This window comes from Flavobacterium xanthum, assembly GCF_900142695.1.
GTDB lineage: Bacteria > Bacteroidota > Bacteroidia > Flavobacteriales > Flavobacteriaceae > Flavobacterium > Flavobacterium xanthum.
Genome location: NZ_FRBU01000001.1, coordinates 96,142 through 118,169 on the forward strand (window position 1 = coordinate 96,142; position 22,028 = coordinate 118,169).

General features: G+C 34.6%; 19 protein-coding genes. 9 read left to right on the forward strand and 10 right to left on the reverse strand.

Going from position 1 to position 22,028, the window contains the following annotated elements:
• Positions 1 to 35 precede the first annotated feature (35 nt).
• On the reverse strand, positions 36 to 575 hold the full coding sequence (locus tag BUC11_RS00395) for an AAA family ATPase (RefSeq protein ID WP_073350755.1): 540 nt from the start codon (positions 573 to 575) through the stop codon (positions 36 to 38).
• A gap of 147 nt (positions 576 to 722) precedes the next feature.
• Here BUC11_RS00395 and BUC11_RS00400 point away from each other — a divergent pair, with 147 nt between their 5' ends.
• The 4 genes from BUC11_RS00400 to BUC11_RS00415 all read left to right on the forward strand — a co-directional run bounded on the left by BUC11_RS00400 (position 723) and on the right by BUC11_RS00415 (position 4,216).
• Positions 723 to 1,007: a DUF493 family protein gene (locus BUC11_RS00400; RefSeq protein WP_073350757.1), complete on the forward strand. Its 285-nt coding sequence runs from the start codon at positions 723 to 725 to the stop codon at positions 1,005 to 1,007.
• An 88-nt stretch (positions 1,008 to 1,095) separates the two neighbouring features.
• Positions 1,096 to 1,821 (forward strand): DUF4290 domain-containing protein, encoded by a 726-nt coding sequence (locus BUC11_RS00405; RefSeq protein WP_073350760.1) that lies wholly within the window; start codon positions 1,096 to 1,098, stop codon positions 1,819 to 1,821.
• 101 nt (positions 1,822 to 1,922) lie between these two features.
• On the forward strand, positions 1,923 to 3,233 hold the full coding sequence (gene murA, locus BUC11_RS00410; protein WP_073350764.1) for a UDP-N-acetylglucosamine 1-carboxyvinyltransferase: 1,311 nt from the start codon (positions 1,923 to 1,925) through the stop codon (positions 3,231 to 3,233).
• 113 nt (positions 3,234 to 3,346) lie between these two features.
• Positions 3,347 to 4,216, forward strand: coding sequence for a cation diffusion facilitator family transporter (locus BUC11_RS00415; RefSeq protein WP_073350768.1), 870 nt, complete (start codon positions 3,347 to 3,349; stop codon positions 4,214 to 4,216).
• Positions 4,217 to 4,359: 143 nt separating this feature from the next.
• Here BUC11_RS00415 and BUC11_RS00420 read toward each other — a convergent pair whose 3' ends face one another.
• From BUC11_RS00420 to BUC11_RS00430, 3 genes are all read right to left on the reverse strand, one after another.
• Complete coding sequence (locus BUC11_RS00420; RefSeq protein ID WP_073350771.1) at positions 4,360 to 6,846, reverse strand: DUF5686 and carboxypeptidase regulatory-like domain-containing protein; 2,487 nt, start codon at positions 6,844 to 6,846, stop codon at positions 4,360 to 4,362.
• Positions 6,847 to 6,940: 94 nt separating this feature from the next.
• Complete coding sequence (gene aroQ, locus BUC11_RS00425) at positions 6,941 to 7,354, reverse strand: type II 3-dehydroquinate dehydratase (protein ID WP_073350773.1); 414 nt, start codon at positions 7,352 to 7,354, stop codon at positions 6,941 to 6,943.
• Between the two features lie 76 nt (positions 7,355 to 7,430).
• The gene (locus BUC11_RS00430) at positions 7,431 to 7,994 is read right to left on the reverse strand and encodes a porin family protein (protein WP_073350775.1); all 564 of its coding nucleotides are present in this window, start codon (positions 7,992 to 7,994) and stop codon (positions 7,431 to 7,433) included.
• A 413-nt stretch (positions 7,995 to 8,407) separates the two neighbouring features.
• On the opposite strand from BUC11_RS00430, the gene BUC11_RS00435 reads away from it, so the two are divergent.
• Both BUC11_RS00435 and xerD read left to right on the forward strand, forming a co-directional pair.
• On the forward strand, positions 8,408 to 8,998 hold the full coding sequence (locus tag BUC11_RS00435; protein ID WP_073350777.1) for a hypothetical protein: 591 nt from the start codon (positions 8,408 to 8,410) through the stop codon (positions 8,996 to 8,998).
• A gap of 76 nt (positions 8,999 to 9,074) precedes the next feature.
• A complete protein-coding gene (xerD, locus tag BUC11_RS00440) occupies positions 9,075 to 9,977 on the forward strand; it encodes a site-specific tyrosine recombinase XerD (RefSeq protein ID WP_073350779.1) in 903 nt (300 codons plus the stop codon).
• Positions 9,978 to 10,096: 119 nt separating this feature from the next.
• On the opposite strand, the gene rny is transcribed toward xerD, so the two are convergent.
• From rny to BUC11_RS00455, 3 genes are all read right to left on the reverse strand, one after another.
• Entirely contained in the window at positions 10,097 to 11,662 is a 1,566-nt protein-coding gene (rny, locus tag BUC11_RS00445) for a ribonuclease Y (protein WP_073350781.1), read from the reverse strand.
• Positions 11,663 to 11,870: 208 nt separating this feature from the next.
• Positions 11,871 to 12,164, reverse strand: coding sequence for a cell division protein ZapA (locus tag BUC11_RS00450; protein ID WP_066077743.1), 294 nt, complete (start codon positions 12,162 to 12,164; stop codon positions 11,871 to 11,873).
• An 8-nt stretch (positions 12,165 to 12,172) separates the two neighbouring features.
• Complete coding sequence (locus BUC11_RS00455) at positions 12,173 to 12,463, reverse strand: hypothetical protein (protein ID WP_073350783.1); 291 nt, start codon at positions 12,461 to 12,463, stop codon at positions 12,173 to 12,175.
• Between the two features lie 173 nt (positions 12,464 to 12,636).
• Between BUC11_RS00455 and BUC11_RS00460 the strand changes: the two genes are divergently transcribed.
• The 3 genes from BUC11_RS00460 to BUC11_RS00470 all read left to right on the forward strand — a co-directional run bounded on the left by BUC11_RS00460 (position 12,637) and on the right by BUC11_RS00470 (position 17,650).
• Entirely contained in the window at positions 12,637 to 14,331 is a 1,695-nt protein-coding gene (locus BUC11_RS00460; protein ID WP_073350786.1) for a M23 family metallopeptidase, read from the forward strand.
• A 15-nt stretch (positions 14,332 to 14,346) separates the two neighbouring features.
• Complete coding sequence (locus BUC11_RS00465) at positions 14,347 to 16,818, forward strand: TonB-dependent receptor (protein WP_073350788.1); 2,472 nt, start codon at positions 14,347 to 14,349, stop codon at positions 16,816 to 16,818.
• 109 nt (positions 16,819 to 16,927) lie between these two features.
• Positions 16,928 to 17,650 carry a hypothetical protein gene (locus BUC11_RS00470; RefSeq protein ID WP_073350789.1) on the forward strand — a complete coding sequence of 241 codons (723 nt, stop codon included), beginning with the start codon at positions 16,928 to 16,930 and terminating at the stop codon, positions 17,648 to 17,650.
• An 11-nt stretch (positions 17,651 to 17,661) separates the two neighbouring features.
• On the opposite strand, the gene BUC11_RS00475 is transcribed toward BUC11_RS00470, so the two are convergent.
• From BUC11_RS00475 to BUC11_RS00485, 3 genes are read right to left on the reverse strand one after another with little or no spacing between them, the layout of a single operon-like run.
• The gene (locus BUC11_RS00475; RefSeq protein ID WP_073350791.1) at positions 17,662 to 18,363 is read right to left on the reverse strand and encodes a hypothetical protein; all 702 of its coding nucleotides are present in this window, start codon (positions 18,361 to 18,363) and stop codon (positions 17,662 to 17,664) included.
• A gap of 49 nt (positions 18,364 to 18,412) precedes the next feature.
• Positions 18,413 to 20,242, reverse strand: coding sequence for an ABC transporter ATP-binding protein (locus BUC11_RS00480; RefSeq protein ID WP_073350793.1), 1,830 nt, complete (start codon positions 20,240 to 20,242; stop codon positions 18,413 to 18,415).
• Positions 20,242 to 21,969 carry a phospho-sugar mutase gene (locus BUC11_RS00485; RefSeq protein ID WP_073350795.1) on the reverse strand — a complete coding sequence of 576 codons (1,728 nt, stop codon included), beginning with the start codon at positions 21,967 to 21,969 and terminating at the stop codon, positions 20,242 to 20,244. The genes BUC11_RS00480 and BUC11_RS00485 overlap by 1 nt, the downstream gene beginning before the upstream one ends.
• Positions 21,970 to 22,028 lie beyond the last annotated feature (59 nt).

The following is a 22,028-nucleotide window of genomic DNA, read 5'->3' on the forward strand; positions in this document are numbered from 1 at the left end:
AAAACAGTCCAAAGCTTAAATCCTAAGCCTGCAGCCTATTTAGAAATTTCATCTAAGATAAAAAGAATTCTGTTATCCATTGTATCTTTTGGAACTTCTATCAGTTCGTAACCGTAATTCTGATAGGTTTCCGTAAGATGATTGTAGATGAGTTTCGCTTGTTCGAAGTTTTCGTAACGTTCGTGATCACTGATATAAATTTCCTCCCAAGGCGGAAGAATGAATATTTTTGAGTAGGTGTGTTCGCGGCAAGCGGCATCAAAAGTAGCTGGATAGCTATCGCCAATATAATGCATGTAAGCCAAAACATCGGGAATTCCACGATCGATAAACACAACTTCACGAGGCTCTTTTGTAGCATTTTGAAATTGTTTCTTTCTTCCTTCAAGAAGTAATTCGCTAAATAACAAAGGTTTTTCAAGGAACAATTGCTCGATTCCTTGTTTTTTTGCTTCCAAAGTCACTTCCCGGGAAATTTCGGGATAACAACAATGTCCTTTAGCGACCAATCCGTCGATAATAGTGGTTTTACCTGTTCCTGGACCGCCAATGATAACTATGATTTCTTTTTGCACTTTTAAAAAATAAGGGGCAAATTTACTTAAACTTATCGGGATTTGAAAAAATCATTGCGGTTAAAATGCGATTAGACAAAAAATCATAATTCAAAATTCATAATTTACGTTTGAAACCGTATATTTGCCTTTATTTTTAAATAGAAAATGGATAAGAAGACTGAAGAATTTTATGATAGATTAAAAGTGGAGTTGGATATGAGCAATACATGGCCAGCAGTATACTTATTTAAATTTATTGTACCAACAGAAAGTGACAATGTAGAACGAGTAGAGTTGGCTTTTGATTGTATGGGCGCGGTTATTAAAACCAGAAAATCCAAGACAGGAAAGTTTACCAGCATATCTGTTGATGTCACTGTGAAAGATTCACAAGAAATAGTAGATAAATACCTAGAAGTTTCTACAATAAAAGGTATTATTTCCCTTTAAATACAACACAAGATTTTGATGTGCTAATTTCGAATGGTATTACGATTCGAAAAAAAGTCATTAGGAATCAAAACAGATACTTTCGAATATGAATTCAAAATACATTAAAGAAAACTCGAATGATGTTGTGCATCATTTGGAATACAATGCCGAGAGATCGCATTTGATTATTCCAGAGTACGGCCGTCATTTGCAGAAATTGATTGATCAAGCAACTCAAATTGAAGATGATGTAGAACGCAACAAAGCGGCAAAATACATTATTCAGGTGATGGGTAGTTTGAATCCACATTTGCGTGATGTTCCTGATTTTCAACATAAATTGTGGGATCAGCTGTTTATTATGTCTGATTTTAAATTGGTGGCGGATTCTCCGTATCCAATTCCATCACGTGAAGTGTTACAGCTGAAACCGGATGTCCTGAAATACCCACAGAATTTTCCAAAATACAGGTACTATGGCAACAACATCAAATATATGATTGATGTGGCCAATAAATGGGAAGATGGCGAGATGAAAAGTGCGTTGGTGAAAGTGATTGCCAATCATATGAAAAAATCATACTTGAGTTGGAATAAAGATACGGTGAAAGATGATGTAATTTTCGAACATTTATATGAACTGTCCGATGGGAAATTGAATTTGATTCAAAGTACCGAAGAATTATTAAACACCACAGATTTATTGCGAACCAATAAACGGGTTTCGAATAAAATCTTACCGGTTGGCCAACCAAAAATTCTTAGCAATAAGAATATAAAAACGGGAAAACCAAATCCAGTTCACAAAAACCAAAATAGAAAACCTTTGTAAGGAAGTTATCAATTAGGGGTTTTTAGTTATGAATTTTTTATAACTTCTAGCGCTCAATTTTTAACTTATATCTAATAATTTATAACTCATAACTGTAAAAAATGGGAATTTTCAAAATAGAAGGAGGCATTAGTCTAAAAGGAGAAATCACGCCACAAGGAGCTAAAAATGAAGCGTTACAGATTTTATGTGCCGTTCTTTTGACTCCTGAAAAAGTAACTATCAATAATATCCCGGATATTATCGATATCAATAAACTAATTACGCTTTTAGGAAATTTGGGAGTTAAAATCCAAAAAACAGGATCAGGATCGTATACTTTTCAAGCTGATGAGGTGAATATACAATATTTGGAAACAGAAGCATTCAAGAAAGAAGGCGGTTCTCTAAGAGGTTCTATTATGATTGTTGGACCACTTTTGGCACGATTCGGAAAAGGATATATTCCAAAACCAGGTGGTGATAAAATTGGACGCCGAAGATTGGATACGCATTTTGAAGGATTCATCAATCTGGGCGCTAAATTCCGTTACAACAGAGAAGATCATTTTTATGGTGTAGAAGCACCAAAAGGATTGAAAGGTGCCGATATGTTATTAGATGAAGCATCCGTAACCGGAACTGCAAATATTGTTATGGCTGCCGTTTTGGCCAAAGGAAAAACAACCGTTTATAACGCTGCTTGTGAGCCTTACTTGCAACAATTGTGTAAGATGTTGAATTCCATGGGAGCTAAAATAACAGGAGTTGGGTCTAATTTATTGACTATTGAAGGGGTAGAAAGTTTAGGCGGTTGCGAACATAGAATTCTTCCGGATATGATTGAAATCGGAAGTTGGATTGGTCTTGCTGCCATGACAAAATCAGAAATAACTATAAAGGATGTGAGCTGGGACAACCTTGGATTAATCCCAAATACATTTAGAAAATTAGGAATCATATTGGAACGCAGAGGCGATGATATTTACATTCCTGCTCACGTAGATGGGTATGAAGTAAAAACGGATATTGACGGTTCTATTTTGACAATTGCTGATGCGCCTTGGCCTGGATTTACTCCGGATTTATTAAGCATTGTTTTAGTCGTTGCCACTCAAGCAAAAGGCGATGTTTTGATTCACCAAAAAATGTTTGAAAGCAGATTGTTTTTCGTCGATAAATTAATTGACATGGGAGCAAAAATCATGTTATGTGATCCACACCGTGCTGTTGTTATGGGACATGATTTTAAATCACAACTCAAAGCAACCACAATGTCCTCACCAGATATTCGTGCTGGAATTTCCTTATTGATTGCGGCGCTTTCTGCAAAAGGAACGAGTACAATTCAAAATATTGAACAAATTGATAGAGGATACGAGCGCATTGACGAACGATTGAGAGCCATTGGAGCGAATATCGTACGCGCGTAAATAACATAAATCATAAAAAATATCGTTTAAGTAAGCCAGAAAGGATTTTAATATAAAATTCAATTCGGTTTACTTAAACGATTTTAGTTTTACTTCACCTATAAATAAAATACATGTCAAGCGAACAAACGGCAATCAAGGCGACTTATTTTAGTATTATAGGAAATACTTGTCTGGCAATAATAAAAGGTTTAGCCGGTTTTTTTGGAAATTCGTATGCCCTAATTGCAGATGCAATTGAATCGACTACGGATATTTTTGCTTCTTTTTTGGTGTTGTTTGGAATCAAATATTCCAATAGACCCGCGGATAAAAACCACCCTTACGGACACGGTAGGGCAGAACCTTTGATTACTTTTTTAGTGGTAGGTTTTTTGATTACTTCGGCTACGATTATTGCCTATGAAAGTATCATCAATATTGGAACGCCGCATCAATTGCCAAAACCATGGACATTAATCGTTCTGGCTGCAATCATCATTTGGAAAGAATATTCTTTTCGAATCGTGATGAAAAGAAGCATTCAAACCAATAGTTCCTCACTAAGAGCCGATGCTTGGCACCATCGCAGCGATGCAATTACTTCTGTGGCGGCATTTCTTGGGATTTCCGTTGCATTAATTTTAGGGAATGGTTACGAATCTGCAGATGATTGGGCAGCACTTTTTGCTTCTGGATTCATACTTTATAACAGTTACCTTATTTTCAGACCCGCTTTGGGCGAAATAATGGACGAGCATTTATACGATGATTTGATCGAGCAAATCCGAATGATTTCTATTCAGGTGGATGGAATTATTGATACCGAGAAATGTTTCATTCGAAAAGCCGGTATGCAATATCACGTGGATTTACATGCAACGGTTGATTCAAATATTACGGTGAAAGAAGGGCACGATCTCGCTCATAAACTAAAAGATACTTTGAGGGAAAAAATCCCGGAATTGGGACATGTGTTAATTCATGTGGAACCAAATGATTAGATTGGTATCCAATAAAATTAAAAAAGGCACCGAAATTATTTTCGAGTGCCTTTTTTAATTTACTTATATTTTGTCACATCGAGCGCAGTCGAGATGCACTAAGTGTTCTCATCTAAACTCGAACTGATAAATAGAATCTTTGTTTACTCCAATATATTCAAAAACTTTAGCCCAAAAACAACTCCGTCACCTTGAAAACCATTTTGGTAGGAACGTACATAATCAACACGAAGCATTTTAAATTTACCAAAACCTAAATTGTCTAGCCCAACTGTGACTTCAGTATAAGGTTTGTTATTAGGAGTAGACAATGCATGAGCACCTAGTATCAAAGTTGATTTTAGTTTGTTCAACAATGGTATTTTATTTATGATATAGCCTTTATCATTGTATTCCGTATGCGCTTCAAAATAGCTGTCATTCGTACTGTTAGAATAATATGGAAGCAAATTAAACACATTCAAATAACGCGCTGTTTGTCCAATGTGGGTTTGGTTTCCATTAAAATGTTTGTAATCTATAAAAGCAATATTATCTGCATTTAGAAACTTTCCTGCTTTTAGATTCAATCCTAAAACGCCTTTATTGCCCAATATCAAATCATACGTTATTCGGGTATTGAAATGGTCAAACTCATACTTCTTTTCGTTTGCCGCAATTGCTTTTTCGTAACCTAAATAGAGCGTTGGATATTTTTCATTTCGGATGTTGAATTTCCCACCAGGACGGGAGGAATATTTATTTCCAAAATTGATTCTTGCAAGCAAATTAATTTTCGTCAAATGATGCTTTTCAAAAGCAGGACTAGCGAAATCATTCGGAGCCAACGGATTATTCGACGTGTATAAATCGGCTTTGCTAAACAAAGAAAAATCAGTATTGTTAAATAATGGTTTGCGTTGCTGGTAGTCTATTTTTCCATTTAGATTTACACCATTTGCAATATCTTGGCTGTAGCCAATTGCAACCGATTCCAGATTATACAGCTTCATGAAATTGTTCTTGAAAGCCAAAGAACTTATTGTATTTATCACTTTGCTAATTGGCTCATTCGGATTAAATTGCTTTACGGAACTACCACCAGTCATATATAAAGTGGCATAATTCTGATTATTGAAACGGTGGATAAATTGTCCAGTGACGCGCAAACGATCTTCAGCAAAACCATAATTGAGTTTGGTACTGATCGAAGTATATATTCCTTTACTTTCCTGATTTTTCCAGTTGGTGTATCGGAACCCCGAATCAAAATTATATCCTTGAACGGTATTGAAACTGAGCGAACCAAGATTTAATAATCCTTCGTAACTAAAACTGTGTTTTTTGGTGCTATTTTTATAGGTGTAGCCGGTCAGCAGCTTTAATGGTTTGAATTTATTTCCTTTGGAATCAATTGAATCTAAGTATTTTTCTGAATTTCGAACTTTGTAAATGCTGTCTTTTCTAACATAATCCGTACTTTCTTCTATTGTTAAAGGAATGGGTCTGTTCGCATTCCAAAATAAGCTGTCTTTTTTATTGGCATTTATTTCGATGCGCGTAATTTCATTTGTAAATGTTTTGGGAGCAAATGCATTTATGAATTCGTAATTACTATACACGTAATTGTATTTTCCAGTAAATTTTATTCCAAAAGCACCAGCTGTAATTTCGAGACTTTGAGTGTTTTTGGCCCAGATTTTATTGCTTTTGTTGTAGCTAAAGTTTTGTTTTAAGGTCATCACATCCAGAAACTCTTCTTTTATTCGGTAGCCTTTTATATCTAAATCAACAGCGTAAATTGCCCAGGAATCTTCCACAATGTAGATATATCCTTCAAAAACAGGTTCGCTATCGCGCTTTGCAATTACTTTTATTTTGTTAATCATGTTGGCATTCTCGTCAATAAATGTGCTTTCTAACTTGTAATTATAGTAGTTAAAAGCATTATTCGCTATAGGAGAAATCATTTGAATGCCAAAATCGATAGTGTTGTCATAGAAATCATAGAACGAAGATCTGGCCGTATTGTAGCTGTAGCCATTGTTGCTGCCACTTACTTTTGAGGCTGTAACGACTTCTTTTAAATTGTTGGGTTTTTCAAAAGCTATTTTAGAAAAGGTCTCAGACAATGAAATAATTCCGGTTCCGGTAGAATCCAAAGCACCATCCAAGTCGCCAATTTTTTGCCCTAATATTTTTTTAGGTGCATTTTTTAGTTTAAAAATACCTCTGGAATAAAAGTCGGCGTTGAATCGATTGGTTTTTTCGGTGTTTTGTTTCCTGCGGGCAATCGCACTTTTTATAATTGCCAAAGCCGGATTGTTTTTTTTATTGATGATTACTTCGTTTAATGAGAAACTCTCTTCGATCATTTTGATGTTCAACGAATAAGGTAATTTATCAATTTGGATGGCTACTTTTTGGGTTTTAAAACCTAAAAACTGAAAAACAACGGATTGTTTTCCTTTTTTATTTAAGTTGAACTCGTAATTTCCCTGTTCGTTAGAAGTAGTTCCATTATAGGTGTCTTCCTGGAAAATAGTGACAAAAGGCAAGGGATTTCCTTTTTCGTCTGAAACAGTTCCTTTTATTTGTGCATGGCTGCCAAATGAAGCTAAGAAGAGCAGAAGTAAGTAGTATTTTTTCATGAAAGTTTTTTCTCTCACAAAAATAGAAGAAGTTTAAAAAGAGCCTATTAATTATTTGTTAAAGATTTCTTTGGAAGGTAATTATAATGTAGAACTACAAAAAAGATTGTATCGCGAGTTCGTAACTCTTTAAACCAAAACCCAGAATAACTCCTTTGGCATTTCCTGAAATATAGGATTGATGTCTAAAGCTTTCACGTGAAAAAGTATTCGAAATATGGACTTCAACAACTGGAGTAGTAACGGCTTTTACGGCGTCGCCAATTCCTATAGAAGTATGCGTGTACGCTCCAGCATTTAAGATAATTCCATCGAATGAAAAACCGTATTCTTGAATTTTATCGATTAATTCACCTTCAATATTACTTTGAAAATAAGTAAATTCAATCGTTGGAAATTGGATTTGCAAAGTGGTAAAATATTCTTCAAAAGTTTGACTTCCATAAATTTCTGGTTCGCGTTTACCAAGAAGGTTGAGGTTTGGTCCGTTGATGATACTAATTTTCATAATGCTTGTTTTGGTAAAAATAAAAAAACCGTTCCAATTTATAGAACGGTTTAGTAAATTTAATTTTATAGTAGTGCTAGAATTTAAATCCAGCTGAAATTTGAAGCACGGAATTCTTAACTTCTGCTTCTTTTGAAGCTTCAGTTAATCCTAATACATAACGTCCTTGAAGAAAAAAGTTTTTAGTGACATTCAAACTCAATCCGCCTGCTACTCCAAACTCAAAAGTTTCTGCATTTTTAACATCAAATTCGTTTCTTTCGCTTAATAAAAAAGACGCTTGTGGACCTAGATCCAAACTCACAGTTTTGTTTAGGTTAAATTTGGCCAAAACCGGAATCGATAAATAACCCAATTCATTTTTGAATTCTTCAACTGCATTTTTGTAAGTAGCTCCCTGAGTTGAATATAGTAATTCAGGTTGTATCGAGAAACCATCTGTTAATTTAAGTTCAGCCACTAAACCCGCATGATAGCTGGTTATCGCATCTGTATTGTAATTGTCGCTGTTTACTGTGATTTCACTACCATTTTGGTTTGCGTAGTTTAAACCACCTTTAAATCCAAATCGTACTAACTGTGCTTGCATATCTACTGATCCGGCAAGAAGCACTACTGCAACTAGAATTATTTTTTTCATAATTTTTTTTATTGATTATTATTAATTAAAATGGGACTCTTACTTAAAACTGTTTTGTTTATTAATTATTGTGAACCATTTAAAATATGCAAAATACAAAAATTGGTCCAAAACTTTGTTGAATTGTGCTTCGTTGCCTTTTTCTAGTGCATTTTTATGGGTGTACAAACTTTTTTTTAATCTAATTGTTTAAATAATAGCGTGTTATGTTTCGTGCAATTATTCTGTATTTAATTTTTTTATTTAGTATTAATTTTTAAATGATCACTTAAGAAGGTAGTATTTATATTTTATGTGGCATTGGATGATTTAATTTTTATCCAGTAAAAAATGTTAACAACTTGTAATGGTAAGAAGTGTATTACTTTAAAATTAGTATAATTTTATAGTCCTATTAATAAAAAATTTAAAAAATGAAAAAAGTTATTTTATCAGTATGTATTGGTTTGTTTTGTCTCAGCGGAAACGCACAAAATGAAGGTGGTTTTAGAGTGGGCTTAGATTTAGGTGCTGTTCCAACAAACGGTGGTGGAGGAATCTTGCTGTCATTAGAACCAAAATACAATATTAAAGATAATATGAATGTTGGTTTACGTATAGGAGTAGCTGCGATTGTTCGCGATATAAATGATTCGGGTGCCACTACTAGTGCAAAAGTGGCTGCTAATGGTTCGTATGTTGCTACTTATGATTATTATTTCAACGGCGCGGGGAAATCTTTTGTTCCTTATATAGGCGCTGGTGCGGGTTATTATAGTATTGCAAATGTAGAGGTGGATGATACGGATAATAACAATGATTTTACTGTAGATGCAACCGGTAAAATGGGAGGATTAGTTCGTGGTGGTTTTGAGTGGGGAAAATTCAGAATGGGATTAGAATATAATTTAGTGCCTGAATCAACTTTACAAGATATCAATGGAAATAATCAAGGTACTGTAGCAAATTCCTATGTTGGGATTCATCTAGGATTTTATGTAGGTGGCGGTAAATGGGGAAAATAGTTTTTCAAGTTTAAATTGTTTAAAAACCACTCTTAGCAGTGGTTTTTTTTAGCTCAAAAAGAGTTACTTTGTAGCCATGAATTGGGACAGTTATATAAAGAGTTATCAATCGTATCTAAAAATTGAACGCGGTTTGTCAAAGAATACAATAGAAAACTATTCTTTTGATATTGAACGATTGTATCTTTTTTTAGATCAAAATAATAGTATGGTTTCGCCAATAACTATTGGCGAGGAAATGGTGCAACAATTTATATATAACATTTCAAAGGAAGTTAATCCACGCTCACAAGCTAGAATTATTTCAGGATTAAAAAGTTTTTTTGGCTATTTAATTTTTGAAGAGTATCGAAAGGACAACCCCTTAGAAAGTATTGAAACGCCTAAAATAGGTCGGAAGTTACCTGATGTTTTAGCTGTAGATGAAATCGACAGACTTATAGAAGCCATTGACTTTACTACAAATGAAGGGGAACGTAACCGAGCCATACTGGAAACTCTCTATGGTTGTGGTCTAAGAGTATCTGAACTAGTTGCATTAAAAATATCCGATTTATTTTTTGAAGAAGGTTTTATTAAAATCACAGGAAAGGGAAACAAACAACGTTTTGTTCCTATTAGTGAAATCACTCAAAAGTACATTCAGTTATACCGCGAAACTATTAGAAATAATGTAAATATCCAAAAAGGATTTGAAGATACTTTGTTTTTAAATCGACGCGGGAGGCAGTTAACTAGAGCTATGATTTTTACCATTATTAAAAATTTAGCGGTAAAAATAGATTTACATAAAACAATTAGTCCGCATACTTTGCGGCATTCTTTTGCCACACATCTTTTAGAAAATGGTGCTGATTTACGTTCCATTCAGTTAATGCTAGGCCACGAATCGATAACAACAACAGAAATTTATGTGCATCTTGATCGAAAGTTTTTGACGGAAGTGCTGCATTCATTTCATCCACGAAAGAATTTTTGATTGCCTTTAGTAAACTCAAAAAAAGCCACCGTCTATAGTAATGATAAGACACAAAAAAGACCTGATGAATTTTTTCATTAGGTCTTTTTTTATTTCTCCTTTGGATAGGCTCAAGGATGTTACTTGGCAATATTCACCGCTCTTGTCTCGCGAATAACAGTTACTTTAACTTGTCCAGGATAAGTCATCTCTGTTTGGATTTTTTGTGAGATATCAAAGGATAAACTAGCAGCGTTTTCATCTGAAACTTTTTCACTTTCCACAATGACACGAAGCTCTCTACCAGCTTGAATAGCGTACGCATTTTTCACACCGCTAAATCCGTAAGCTACTTCTTCAAGATCTTTCAAACGTTGAATGTAAGAATCCAATACTTGTCTTCTTGCTCCTGGTCTTGCTCCTGAAATAGCATCACAAACCTGAATGATTGGCGATAATAATGATTTCATTTCAATTTCATCGTGGTGCGCTCCAATGGCGTTACACACTTCTTCTTTTTCACCATATTTCTCCGCCCAATGCATTCCTAACAAGGCATGTGGTAAATCACTTTCAGCATCGGGTACTTTACCAATATCGTGCAATAAACCAGCACGTTTCGCTAGTTTTACATTTAAACCTAGTTCAGCTGCCATAATTCCGCAAAGTTTAGAAACTTCACGAGAGTGCTGCAATAAATTCTGACCATAAGAAGAACGGTATTTCATACGTCCTACCACTTTAATTAATTCAGGGTGTAAACCGTGAATTCCTAAATCGATTACGGTACGTTTACCCACTTCAATAATTTCATCATCAATTTGTTTCGCAGTTTTAGCAACTACTTCTTCAATACGTGCGGGATGAATTCTTCCGTCAGTCACTAATTTGTGCAAAGCCAAACGTGCAATTTCTCGACGTACAGGATCAAAACAAGAAAGGATAATAGCTTCTGGTGTGTCATCTACAATGATTTCTACGCCAGTTGCGGCCTCTAGTGCACGGATATTTCTACCTTCACGACCAATGATTCTACCTTTTACATCATCTGATTCTATGTTGAACACAGAAACGCAGTTTTCTACCGCTTCTTCTGTACCAACTCTCTGTATTGTATTGATGATTATTTTTTTAGCCTCTTGTTGCGCTGTCAATTTAGCTTCTTCAATCGTGTCTTGTATGTGAGACATCGCTTTGCTTTTAGCTTCCGCTTTCAAACCTTCTACTAATTGGTTCTTCGCTTCTTCAGCAGATAAACCAGAGATTACCTCTAATTGTTGCAATTGACTTTTATGCAATTTTTCAACTTCAGCTTGTTTTTTGTCTAGATTCTCAATTTTAGAAGTGTATTCTGTAGTTTTAGATTCAAAATCATCATTAACTTTTTTAGCTTTTGATAATTCATTTGAAATTTGAGATTCTTTGTCACGAACTCTTTTTTCTATTTCAGCAACCTTTTTATCCCGGGATAAAATAACTTGTTCATGTTCTGATTTTAATTCAATAAATTTCTCTTTAGCTTGTAGAATTTTATCTTTCTTTATGTTTTCGGCTTCAAGATTTGCATCTTTCAAAATGGAAGCCGCTTCTTTTTTTGAATTTTTTATTAAGTTAGATATGTTGCTTTTTTCTATCAATTTGGCGATACCAAAACCCGCTGCAATCCCTATAATTCCTGAAATAATAATCGTTAATATGTTGTCCATGTTTGTTAAAATTTATATATAAAAAAGCCTACATTAGAGTGATTGAATAAACTCGAAAAGACAAGTTTTGAGCTAACTCACTGTTCAAGTTTCCTCGCCGGAGCGTGGCATGCTTTAGTAGTGATGATTTGCTCATTCTAAATTGTTAGTGTTGAGTTTACCAAATAAGAACTAATGTAGGCAGTATCTTAGTTTTTGTAAAGAACGTTTATTTGTCGAGATATTGATCTAAAACCGCGTTGATTTTTTTAATTCTTTCAATGGTCGCTTCTCCATCAATGGTGTTGTCAATTTGTTTTTGTTCTGTCTGTGAGGCAAACTGCAGGGCACACATAGCCAATACATCTTGTTTATCTCGCACCGCATAATTTTCTTCAAATTGCTTTATCATCTTATCAATTTTTTTAGAAGCACTTCTTAGCCCTTCTTCCTGAGAGAGATCTACCGTTAAAGGGTAAACCCGGTCTGCTATTGATATTTTAATTTTAAGCTTTTCGTCCATATCTTTTATTAATCGGATAGCTGTGCTATACAGTAATCAATTTCGCGAATTAATGAATTTATTTTAAGCTTCGTATCTCTTTTATCTTCGTCACTGCCTAGTAATGTATTTGCTATTTTGAGTGCTTCATACTGCGTTTTTAGCGCTTCAATCTCTTTTGATTGAGTTTGTATTATGGAGGCAGTTTTTGTTAATTCGTCTTTCAAATCTTGATTGTTTTTCTCTAAACCTTTCATTTTCATAAAAAGTTTTTCGACTTTATTTTCAAGAGTATCAATAATTTCTGCAATTGCACTCATTATATATCCTATTCATTACATAATCATACAAAGTTAGTATTCCTTTTTAATTTTGCAATATTTTATTATTTTTTTTGCATTAAATTAATTAAATCCCAGCGTCACAAATGGTTATGAAGTTATTTTCTATAGAAGTTTTAAATACTTTTTTTACCTTAGCAAAAATGTAAACCATGAGATTTTCGATATTCTTTTTATTTTTCAGTACTACTATTTTGGCACAAGTTGACTATCCAAAAGATTATTTCAGAACTCCATTGGATATTCCAATGCAGTTGTCCGGTAATTTTGGAGAATTGAGACCCAATCATTTTCATGCAGGATTTGATTTAAGAACACAGCAAAAAGAAGGCTTGAAAGTATATGCAGTTGCGGATGGTTATGTGTCAAGAATTAAGATTTCTACTTTTGGTAATGGAAAAACGATTTATATCAACCACCCCAATGGATATACTTCCGTTTATGGACACCTAAAAATGGCCAATGGTGAAATAGAAAGGTTTATTAAGAAAACCCATTATAAAGAGGAATCATTTGAAATTGAAATGTTTTTTAAGCCAGATGAAATGGTGGTAAAAAAAGGTGATATTATTGCCTTTTCTGGAAACACTGGCGCTTCAGAAGGGCCTCATTTGCATTTTGAATTTCGAGATTCTAAAACGGAGTTTATCATCAATCCAATGCTTTTTGGATTCAATACATTTTTAAAAGACACCAAGAAACCAATCGTATCAGGAGTTTACGTATATCCCTTAGATGCTAAAACTACGGTTAATAATTCTAAACGTCCTTTGTTACTGAATGTTTCTTTACAAAAAGATGGGACTTATCTATCGGATAAAGTGGTTGCAAATGGCGCAATCGGTTTTGGGATTTCGGCTTATGACTCTGATGATGTTTCTTTTAATAACAATGGAGTGTATAAAGTGCAGTCCTTTTATAATGGGAAACCAAATTTTGGTTATGAATTCAATACCTATTCCTTTGATGACATGCGTTACATTAATGCTTTAATTGATTATTCAAGATACAAGAAAATGCAACAACGCGTTCAGAAGCTTTTCATGGAAACTCCCTATAATTTGAGTTTTATTCAAGCCGATGAAAATAAAGGGGTTTTGCAAGTAACACCTAATTTAGCCTCGCTGTATCGCATTGAAGTTTCGGATTTTTTTGGAAATAAAAAAACGATCGCAATTCCGATCAAATATGATATCTTGACTACTATAATCAATAAGGAACCTGCGCAATCCAATTATTTTGTTCGAGCAAATAAAGACAGCAATTTTGCTTTAGAAAACATGTCGGTTTTCTTTCCTGCGGGTACTTTTTACGAAGATTTTGATTTGAATTTTGATGTAAAAAATGATACGTTGTTTTTGCATGACGATACGGTTCCTGCGCACTCTAATTTTACAATTTCCATTGAAGATTCAAAATCTTCGGAAGGGCAGAGAGAGAAAATGTTTATTGGCAGAATCGAAGGCAAGAAAATAAATTATAATCCAACGTATCGAAAAGACGGTCTTTTTACATCAAAAGTTAAAATCTTGGGAAAATATGCTTTGATTGCTGATACGGTAGCTCCAAAAATAAGTATTGCAACACCAATTGAAGGAAAATGGATCAGTGATCAAAAAACAATTCAGCTCGTGATTAATGATGAAGGATCGGGTATAAAATCTTATAATGGCTATTTAAATGGTAAGTGGGTATTATTTGAATATGATAATAAAACCAAGAAGTTAACGCATTTTTTTAGCGATGGAATAGCGTCTGACGGGGGTAATGATTTAAAAGTGGTTGTGGTTGATAATGTAGGAAATTCAACTACCTTTGAAAGTCGTTTTTTTAGAAGTCAAAAATAATAAAAATCAAACCCTTTGAACGCGAATCAATTAGTTTCTGTATTCTTTTTTTACTTATGTAGCCTCAGTCTTTCTGCCCAAACGGCTCGGATTAAAGGGGTTATTTTAGACAAAAACAATCAGCCCTTAGAAAACGTAAATGTTTCCTATTCCAATATTGGTACACAGTCCAATAAAAACGGATTTTACAATCTAAAAGTCCCTGCGAACCAAAATGTAAAGGTCGTTTTTACGCATGTCTCTTTAAAGAAAATCACGATTACCTTTTATTTGGATTCTAATGAGGAGAAAGAGTTCAACCCAGTGATGAGTGACCAAGAAGAGCAAATGGGGGAAGTTATTGTTACGGCGAATAATAGAAAGTTGATTCAAGGAATTACTACAATTGAGCCGGAGATCCTTCGAAAAATTCCTGGTGCTAATGCTGGAATTGAAAATATTTTAAAAACCTTGCCAGGAGTAAACTCTAATAATGAATTGAGTACACAATATGCAGTGCGCGGTGGAAATTATGACGAGAATTTGGTCTATGTTAATGAAATCGAAGTGTATCGTCCGTTCTTGATTCGTTCAGGACAACAAGAAGGTTTAAGTTTTACCAATACGGATTTAGTTCAAAATGTTGAGTTTTCAGCAGGTGGTTTTCAAGCCAAGTTTGGCGATAAATTATCTTCGGTATTGGATATTATCTATAGAAAACCGATTCAATTTGGCGCAAGCGTTGAAGCTAGTTTTCTTGGCGGAAGCCTTTCGGTTGATGCGGTTTCCAAAGATAAAAAATGGTCAGCTGTTACGGGAGTTCGATATCGAAACAATAGCCTTTTGGTAAAAAGTCAAGAGACGCAAACTAATTTTACGCCATCATTTGCTGATGTACAAACCAATATCAATTATCAAGCCTCCGCTAAATGGCAGTGGAGTTTCCTAGGGAATATTTCTCAAAATAAATACCAATATCAGCCCTTAACAAGACAGACTAAATTTGGAACGATAGACAATCCTATGGCGCTTACTGTTTTTTATGAAGGTCAAGAAAAGGATAAATACGATACTTATTTTGGAGCTTTAAAAACAACCTACAACGTCTCAGATAATTTTACCCTGAAATTCATAGGGTCTATGTTTCATACTTTAGAACAAGAATATTTTGACATTTTTGCGCAATACCGCCTTGGCGAAGTTGATGCCAGTATAGGTTCTGAAACGTTTGGTGACGTAGCTTTTACGAGAGGAATTGGTTCTCAGCTGAGTCATGCTCGTAATGATTTGGATGCCTTGATTGTAAATACCGAAATCAAAGGATTTCATGATTGGAAAGAAAGCCAATTTGAATGGGGAATTAAATACACGCGAGAATCCATTCGGGACAGAATAATTGAGTGGGAAGTTATTGATTCGGCCGGTTTTTCTTTGAATCCGCCAATTATAGATTTGCCAAAAAATAATCAGCCGTATTCGCCTTACACCGGGCCACTTGTCCCGTATCAAAATATCCGTGCGACTAATTTTAATTCCATTAATAGATTCTCAGGTTATGGTCAGTGGAGTATGAAATCCAATATTGGGACTAGTGAGGTCTGGTATAATGCTGGCGTCCGAATGCACAATTGGGAAGTTTCAGGAGCAACTATTATAGGAAAATCCCAAACAACTTTCAGCCCTAGAGTGCAATTTGCCATTAAACCAGATTGGGAGAAAGATATGGTCTTTAGACTTTCAGGAGGATTATACCATCAGCCACCATTTTACAGGGAGTTAAGAGATAGTAATGGAAAAGTGCAACCTAATACGGAAGCGCAGCAATCGGTTCATGTTGTTTTGGGGAATGACTATAGTTTCAAAATGTGGAATCGTCCTTTTAAATTGGTTTCAGAACTGTATTATAAAGTGCTAACAAATGTCAATACCTATACAATAGACAATGTTCGGATTCGATATGCTGCTAATAACGATGCTACGGCTTATGCACAAGGGTTAGATGTGCGCTTGAATGGGGAATTTGTTCCTGGAACAGAATCGTGGTTTAGTTTTGGTTATTTGAAAACGGAAGAAAATAGCAATGAAAAAGGATTTATTGCAAGACCCACGGATCAAAGATTGAAATTTGGACTTTTGTTCCAAGATTATATGCCTGCCATTCCAAGTATAAAATTATATTTGAATTTAGTTTACAACACGGGATTACCTGGCGGTTCCCCCTCGTATGCCGATCCCTATTTATACCAAAACCGATTGAATGATTACCGCCGTGTAGATGTAGGTTTTTCTAAGGTTTTTATTGATCATGCTACTAAAAAGGAAAATAATACGGGCTGGTTGAAAGATTTTAGAGAGTTGGCAATAGGCTTAGAAATTTTTAATCTTTTTGACAATCAAAATGCGATTACCAATACTTGGGTTCGGGATGTGTATTCGAAAAATCAATATGCAATTCCTAATTATATGACCACCAGAGTTTTTAATGTAAAATTGACAGCGAAGTTGTAATGGGGAATTCTAACGAAGGTAGGGTCCAATTTTTATTAGTTAAATCAAGTATTGAATGGCGTTACCATTTTTAAAAATGATTACATTTGAATTTTAATAGTACAACAACATGAAAAAAATACACATCACAATAATAGGAATTACAATTTTACTTTTAACAAGTTGTAAAGAGGAAGTCGAAAGACCAAAAGTTACTTATGATGGCACAAATAGAGCAAAAGAATTAAGCAAAGCTGATTCTACTCAAATACAAATTGCTGATTTGCCACTTCAAATGGAAGGTACGGACTACCTGCTTCATCCTATTGCAGATTTAAGTATTCGGGAGCGAGGAGTAAAATCTAGATACGGTTCCTCTAGTGTCAATGATTTGAGTTTTACGATCTCAAACTACGGCGAATATGAAATCACCGGTTTTTTACAGAATATAAAATTTCAAAAGGTAGATTCAGATTCTATTAGAAAATTAACCGAAAGACCTGTTTTGATTCAAACAGCAACCTATTTGAAGTCGGTTGCGGATAAGACCAATAACCAAATTATGGTCTATACCATGGTAGATATGGACACGAATAAGGATGGAAAATTAGACACAAGTGATATTAAAGCATTGTATTTAAGCGATATTAGTGGTGAGCGATTCACTAAGATGTCATCTGATTTTCAAGAATTAATCGATTGGAAATTGATTGGATCTAAAAACCGATTGTACTTTCGAACCGTTGAGGATACCAATAAAAATGGTGAATTTGATAAAAATGATGTCGTTAACTATTACTATATCGATTTGTCAAATAAGGAATGGAAAATTATTGGCTATGAGCCAGTTTAGAAGCACTGATTTCAAATCAAAATATCACTCTCTAAATCTGATTTTTCAATTTTGAAATCAAAACCCAACTGTTTTACTAATTGAATCACAAGGTTTTTATACCAGTTCTCGGATTTGGGATGAATGTATATTTTTTCGATTAATACATTGATGTCTACATTGATTTTCAATCCTTCATTAATTTTAATCTCGCTTTCACCAATATCAGTAAGGATACGTACTTCACCTTCATATTGAAAACTTTTGCGCTTGAATAAAAAGGGAAAAAATAAATCATCAAACGGAATGTGCTCTTTCTTGTAGTCGATGTAATTTACTTGTCCAATATATTGATTGAAATTTACTTCCGGAGCTAAGGCTTCTTGCAAACGCTTAATGGTAGATTGAATGGCTAAACCTTCACTGTTTTGCGTGAAAATTTGCCACATGGCAAAGGATTCATATTCATTGATATGCCAGCTGCTGACGGCTACTTTTTCCCGATGTGTTTTATAATAGTTCAAAAAATCAGGATTGTCTATCGAAAGCTTTTTTATTTCTTCAAAAGTGGGTTCGCTAAAAGTACCTTCATATTGATCTTCGAATTTATCAGATCGTGACATGAATAGCTTTTCAGACATTAATAAATCCAAAAACTTAGATAAGTCTAGGTATTTCCAAACAACGGTGTTTGGATTTTCAGGGAGTTTTATCGTTGGATTTTTGATGTACATTTTTTTTATTTTAACTTTAAAAAATAATACTACTTCCTAAATCTCGCTGCTACTCAAAAGACTGCAGCGTGACTAATTTATTATACACGCCATTTAAAGCGATTAGCTCTTCGTGGTTTCCTTGCTCTACTATTTTACCTTTTTGCATTACAACAATTACATCTGCTTTTTGAATTGTAGATAATCGGTGGGCGATTACAATCGAAGTTCTGTTTTGCATCATGTTTTCTAAGGCGATTTGAACAAATTTTTCGCTTTCGGTATCTAGTGCTGAGGTCGCTTCATCCAAAATCATAATTGGAGGATTTTTCAGTACTGCACGTGCAATTGACAAACGTTGTTTCTGACCACCAGAAAGTTTGTTTCCGCTGTCGCCAATGTTGGTATGAATACCTTTTGGTAAATCTTTAACGAATTCATAGGCATTGGCAATTTTCAACGCCTCGATAATTTCGTCATCGGTAGCGTTTAATTTTCCTAATGAAATATTTGCTTTTATAGTGTCATTAAATAAAATACTATCCTGTGTAACTAAACCCATTAATCCGCGAAGTGACTGCAAGTCTAGATCTTGTATATTGGTCCCGTCAATAGCGATTGTTCCTTCATTTACATCGTAAAAACGGGTTAATAAATTAGCAATCGTACTTTTTCCGCTACCAGATTGTCCTACAAGTGCAACTGTTTGTCCTTTTTTAACTTGAAGCGAAAAGTTCTTTAGCACATTTTCGTCTTCATATTTAAAGTTGATGTTTTTAATAGTGATGTCTGATTCAAATGTATTTTTTTGAATCGCATTTTCCTTAGAGGTGATTTCGTTCTCCACTTCTAAAACTTCAAAAACACGTTCTGCTGCTGCTAAACCATTTTTCACAGCATAAGAAGCTTTAGAAATTGCTTTGGCGGGAGTAAGAATATTAAAAGCCAAGGTTAAGTATACAATAAAAGCCGATCCCTCAAGTGTTTTGTCTATTAAAACTAAACTACCACCATAAAAAAGTAGCATGGCAATTGTTGTTACACCTAGAAATTCACTCAAAGGTGTAGCTAAGTTGTTTTTACTTCCTATACTGTTTGTTAAATTTAACAAGCGTGTAACCGAATCATTGAATCTGCTTTTGAAATTAGGTTCGGCATTATAACTCTTGATTACTTTTAATCCTCCTAATGTTTCATCGACAATTGAAATCAAGAAGCCACTTTCTTTTTGAGCTTCTAGAGATTTGGCTCTCAAATTTTTAGCTAATTTGGAAATAATCCAGCCAGAAATTGGTAGGAAAATCAGAACAAATAAGGTCAGTTTTACGCTAAGAATAAACATGGTAACTAGCGCAAAAATAATGGTTAGCGGCTCTTTTACAACTAGTTCTAAAATAGAGAAAAAGGAGTTTTGTACTTCATTGACATCACCCAGCATGCGTGCCATAATATCCCCTTTTCTTTTCTCCGAATAATAAGAAATGGGTAATTCTATAATCTTATCATACATTGACTTTCGCAAATCTCTTAACACACCATTCTTTAGGTGCATAATGTGATGTGAGGCTAAATAGTTGAATAAGTTCTTGAATAAAAAGGTCGTTATTACCATTAAAACTACAAATAACAAGGCTACTTGTATGCTGTTGCCTTGTGTCAATGTAGAAATTTGATAATACATGTAATCAGTACCATATTGTTTAATATCACCTATTCCAGTATATATGGGTTTTGTAAGTACGGCTTTTGTTTTGCCAAAAAGCACTTCCAGCACTGGAAGTAATGTTAACATAGAAATAGTGCTGAATAAAGCGTACAAAATATTATAGATCACATTCCAAATGATGTGCGATTTATAAGGTTTTGTATAAGGCAATAATTTTAATAAACTTTTATCCATTAGTTCAACTGCATTGCAATAATAATATTTTTAATCTTTTCGTTTAAAATGCTTTCTACACCGTCAAAATCTTCTACAGCATCCAGTTCGGTATTTACACTGATATAGAATTTAATTTTTGGCTCCGTTCCACTTGGTCTAGCACATATTTTTGAGCCGTCTTCGGTGTAATAAATCAATACGTTCGATTTTGGAATGACCATTGTTGATTCGGTTCCATCCAACAAGTTTTTAGCGATTGAAGATTGGTAATCTTCCAGCATAATGACACGTTGGCCGTTGATTTCTTTCATTGGATTTTCTCTCATGTCAATCATCATCTGATTGATTTCTTGCAAACCGTCCATTCCTTTTTTAGTCAATGAAACCAAATGTTCTTTGTAAAATCCGTTATCAACATACAATGTAAGGAGTTCTTTATAAACGGTACTTCCTTTTGCTTTGGCTTGAGCCGCTAATTCGCAAATCAATAAAGTAGCCGCAACAGCATCCTTATCACGTACAGCATCACCAACCATGTATCCAAAACTTTCTTCGCCACCGCCTATGAATTCTAACTCTGGAAAGTCTTTGATCATCTTGGCAATCCATTTAAAGCCGGTCAATCCCACTTTGCATTCCACATCGTAGTTTGTTGCCAATTCCATCATCATCGGAGTCGAAACTATGGTTGATCCAACAAATTGTTTTCCGTTGATTTTGCCCGCTTTTTTCCATTGTTCCAGTAAAAAGGCAGTCATCAAAATCATAGTTTGATTTCCGTTCAGCAAGGTCATTTTACCTTCGTTATTTCTAACCGCAACTCCCAATCGATCACAATCAGGATCCGTCCCAATTACAATATCCGAATTGGTTTTGTCTGCCAAGGCCAAAGCCATTGTCAATGCTTCTGGCTCTTCAGGATTTGGAGATTTAACGGTAGGGAAGTCCCCATTAGGTACTCGTTGTTCTTCAACAATATTCACATTAGGATAGCCCGCTTGAGATAATGTATCAGGAACTAATTTTATAGAAGTGCCGTGCAAAGAGGTGAAAACAATATTCAGCTCTTTTTTGGCTTCAGCCGAAGTACCAAAACTCGCATTTTCAATTGTAGATTTGATAAAAGCTTTATCAATTTCTGTATCAATATAATGAATCAAATTTTCATTTGCAGTAAATTTAATCTGATTGTAATTTAAATTTTCAATAACATTGATGATGCCTTCGTCTTCTGGCGGTACGATTTGTCCACCATCTTGCCAGTATACTTTGTATCCGTTATATTCAGGCGGATTATGAGATGCCGTAAGCACAATTCCGCATTGGCAACCCAAATGTTTCACAGCAAAAGACAATTCTGGAGTAGGTCTCATATCGGAAAATAAATATACTTCAACACCATTAGCACTAAAAACATCTGCAACTAATTTGGCTAGCGTATCACTATTATGACGACAATCATAAGCAATAACGGCTTTCAAAGGCTGGTTAGGAAAGGCAGTGTGCATATAATCTGAAAGTCCTTGCGTGCTTTTTCCCAGCGTATATTTATTGATACGATTGTTTCCCACGCCCATAATACCGCGCATTCCGCCAGTTCCAAATTCAAGATTTTTGTAAAAACTCTCCTCTAGATCTTTTGGAGAGGTAGTCATTAATTCTTTAATCGCTTCCTGCGTAGCGGTATCAAATGTTGGTGTTAACCACTCATTTACTGCATCTAAAATGTTTTGTTTGATTTCCATGCTGTATTTTTTTTTAGTTTCTAAATTCGGAGTTTAAATTTAAATCCAATTGTTTTTTT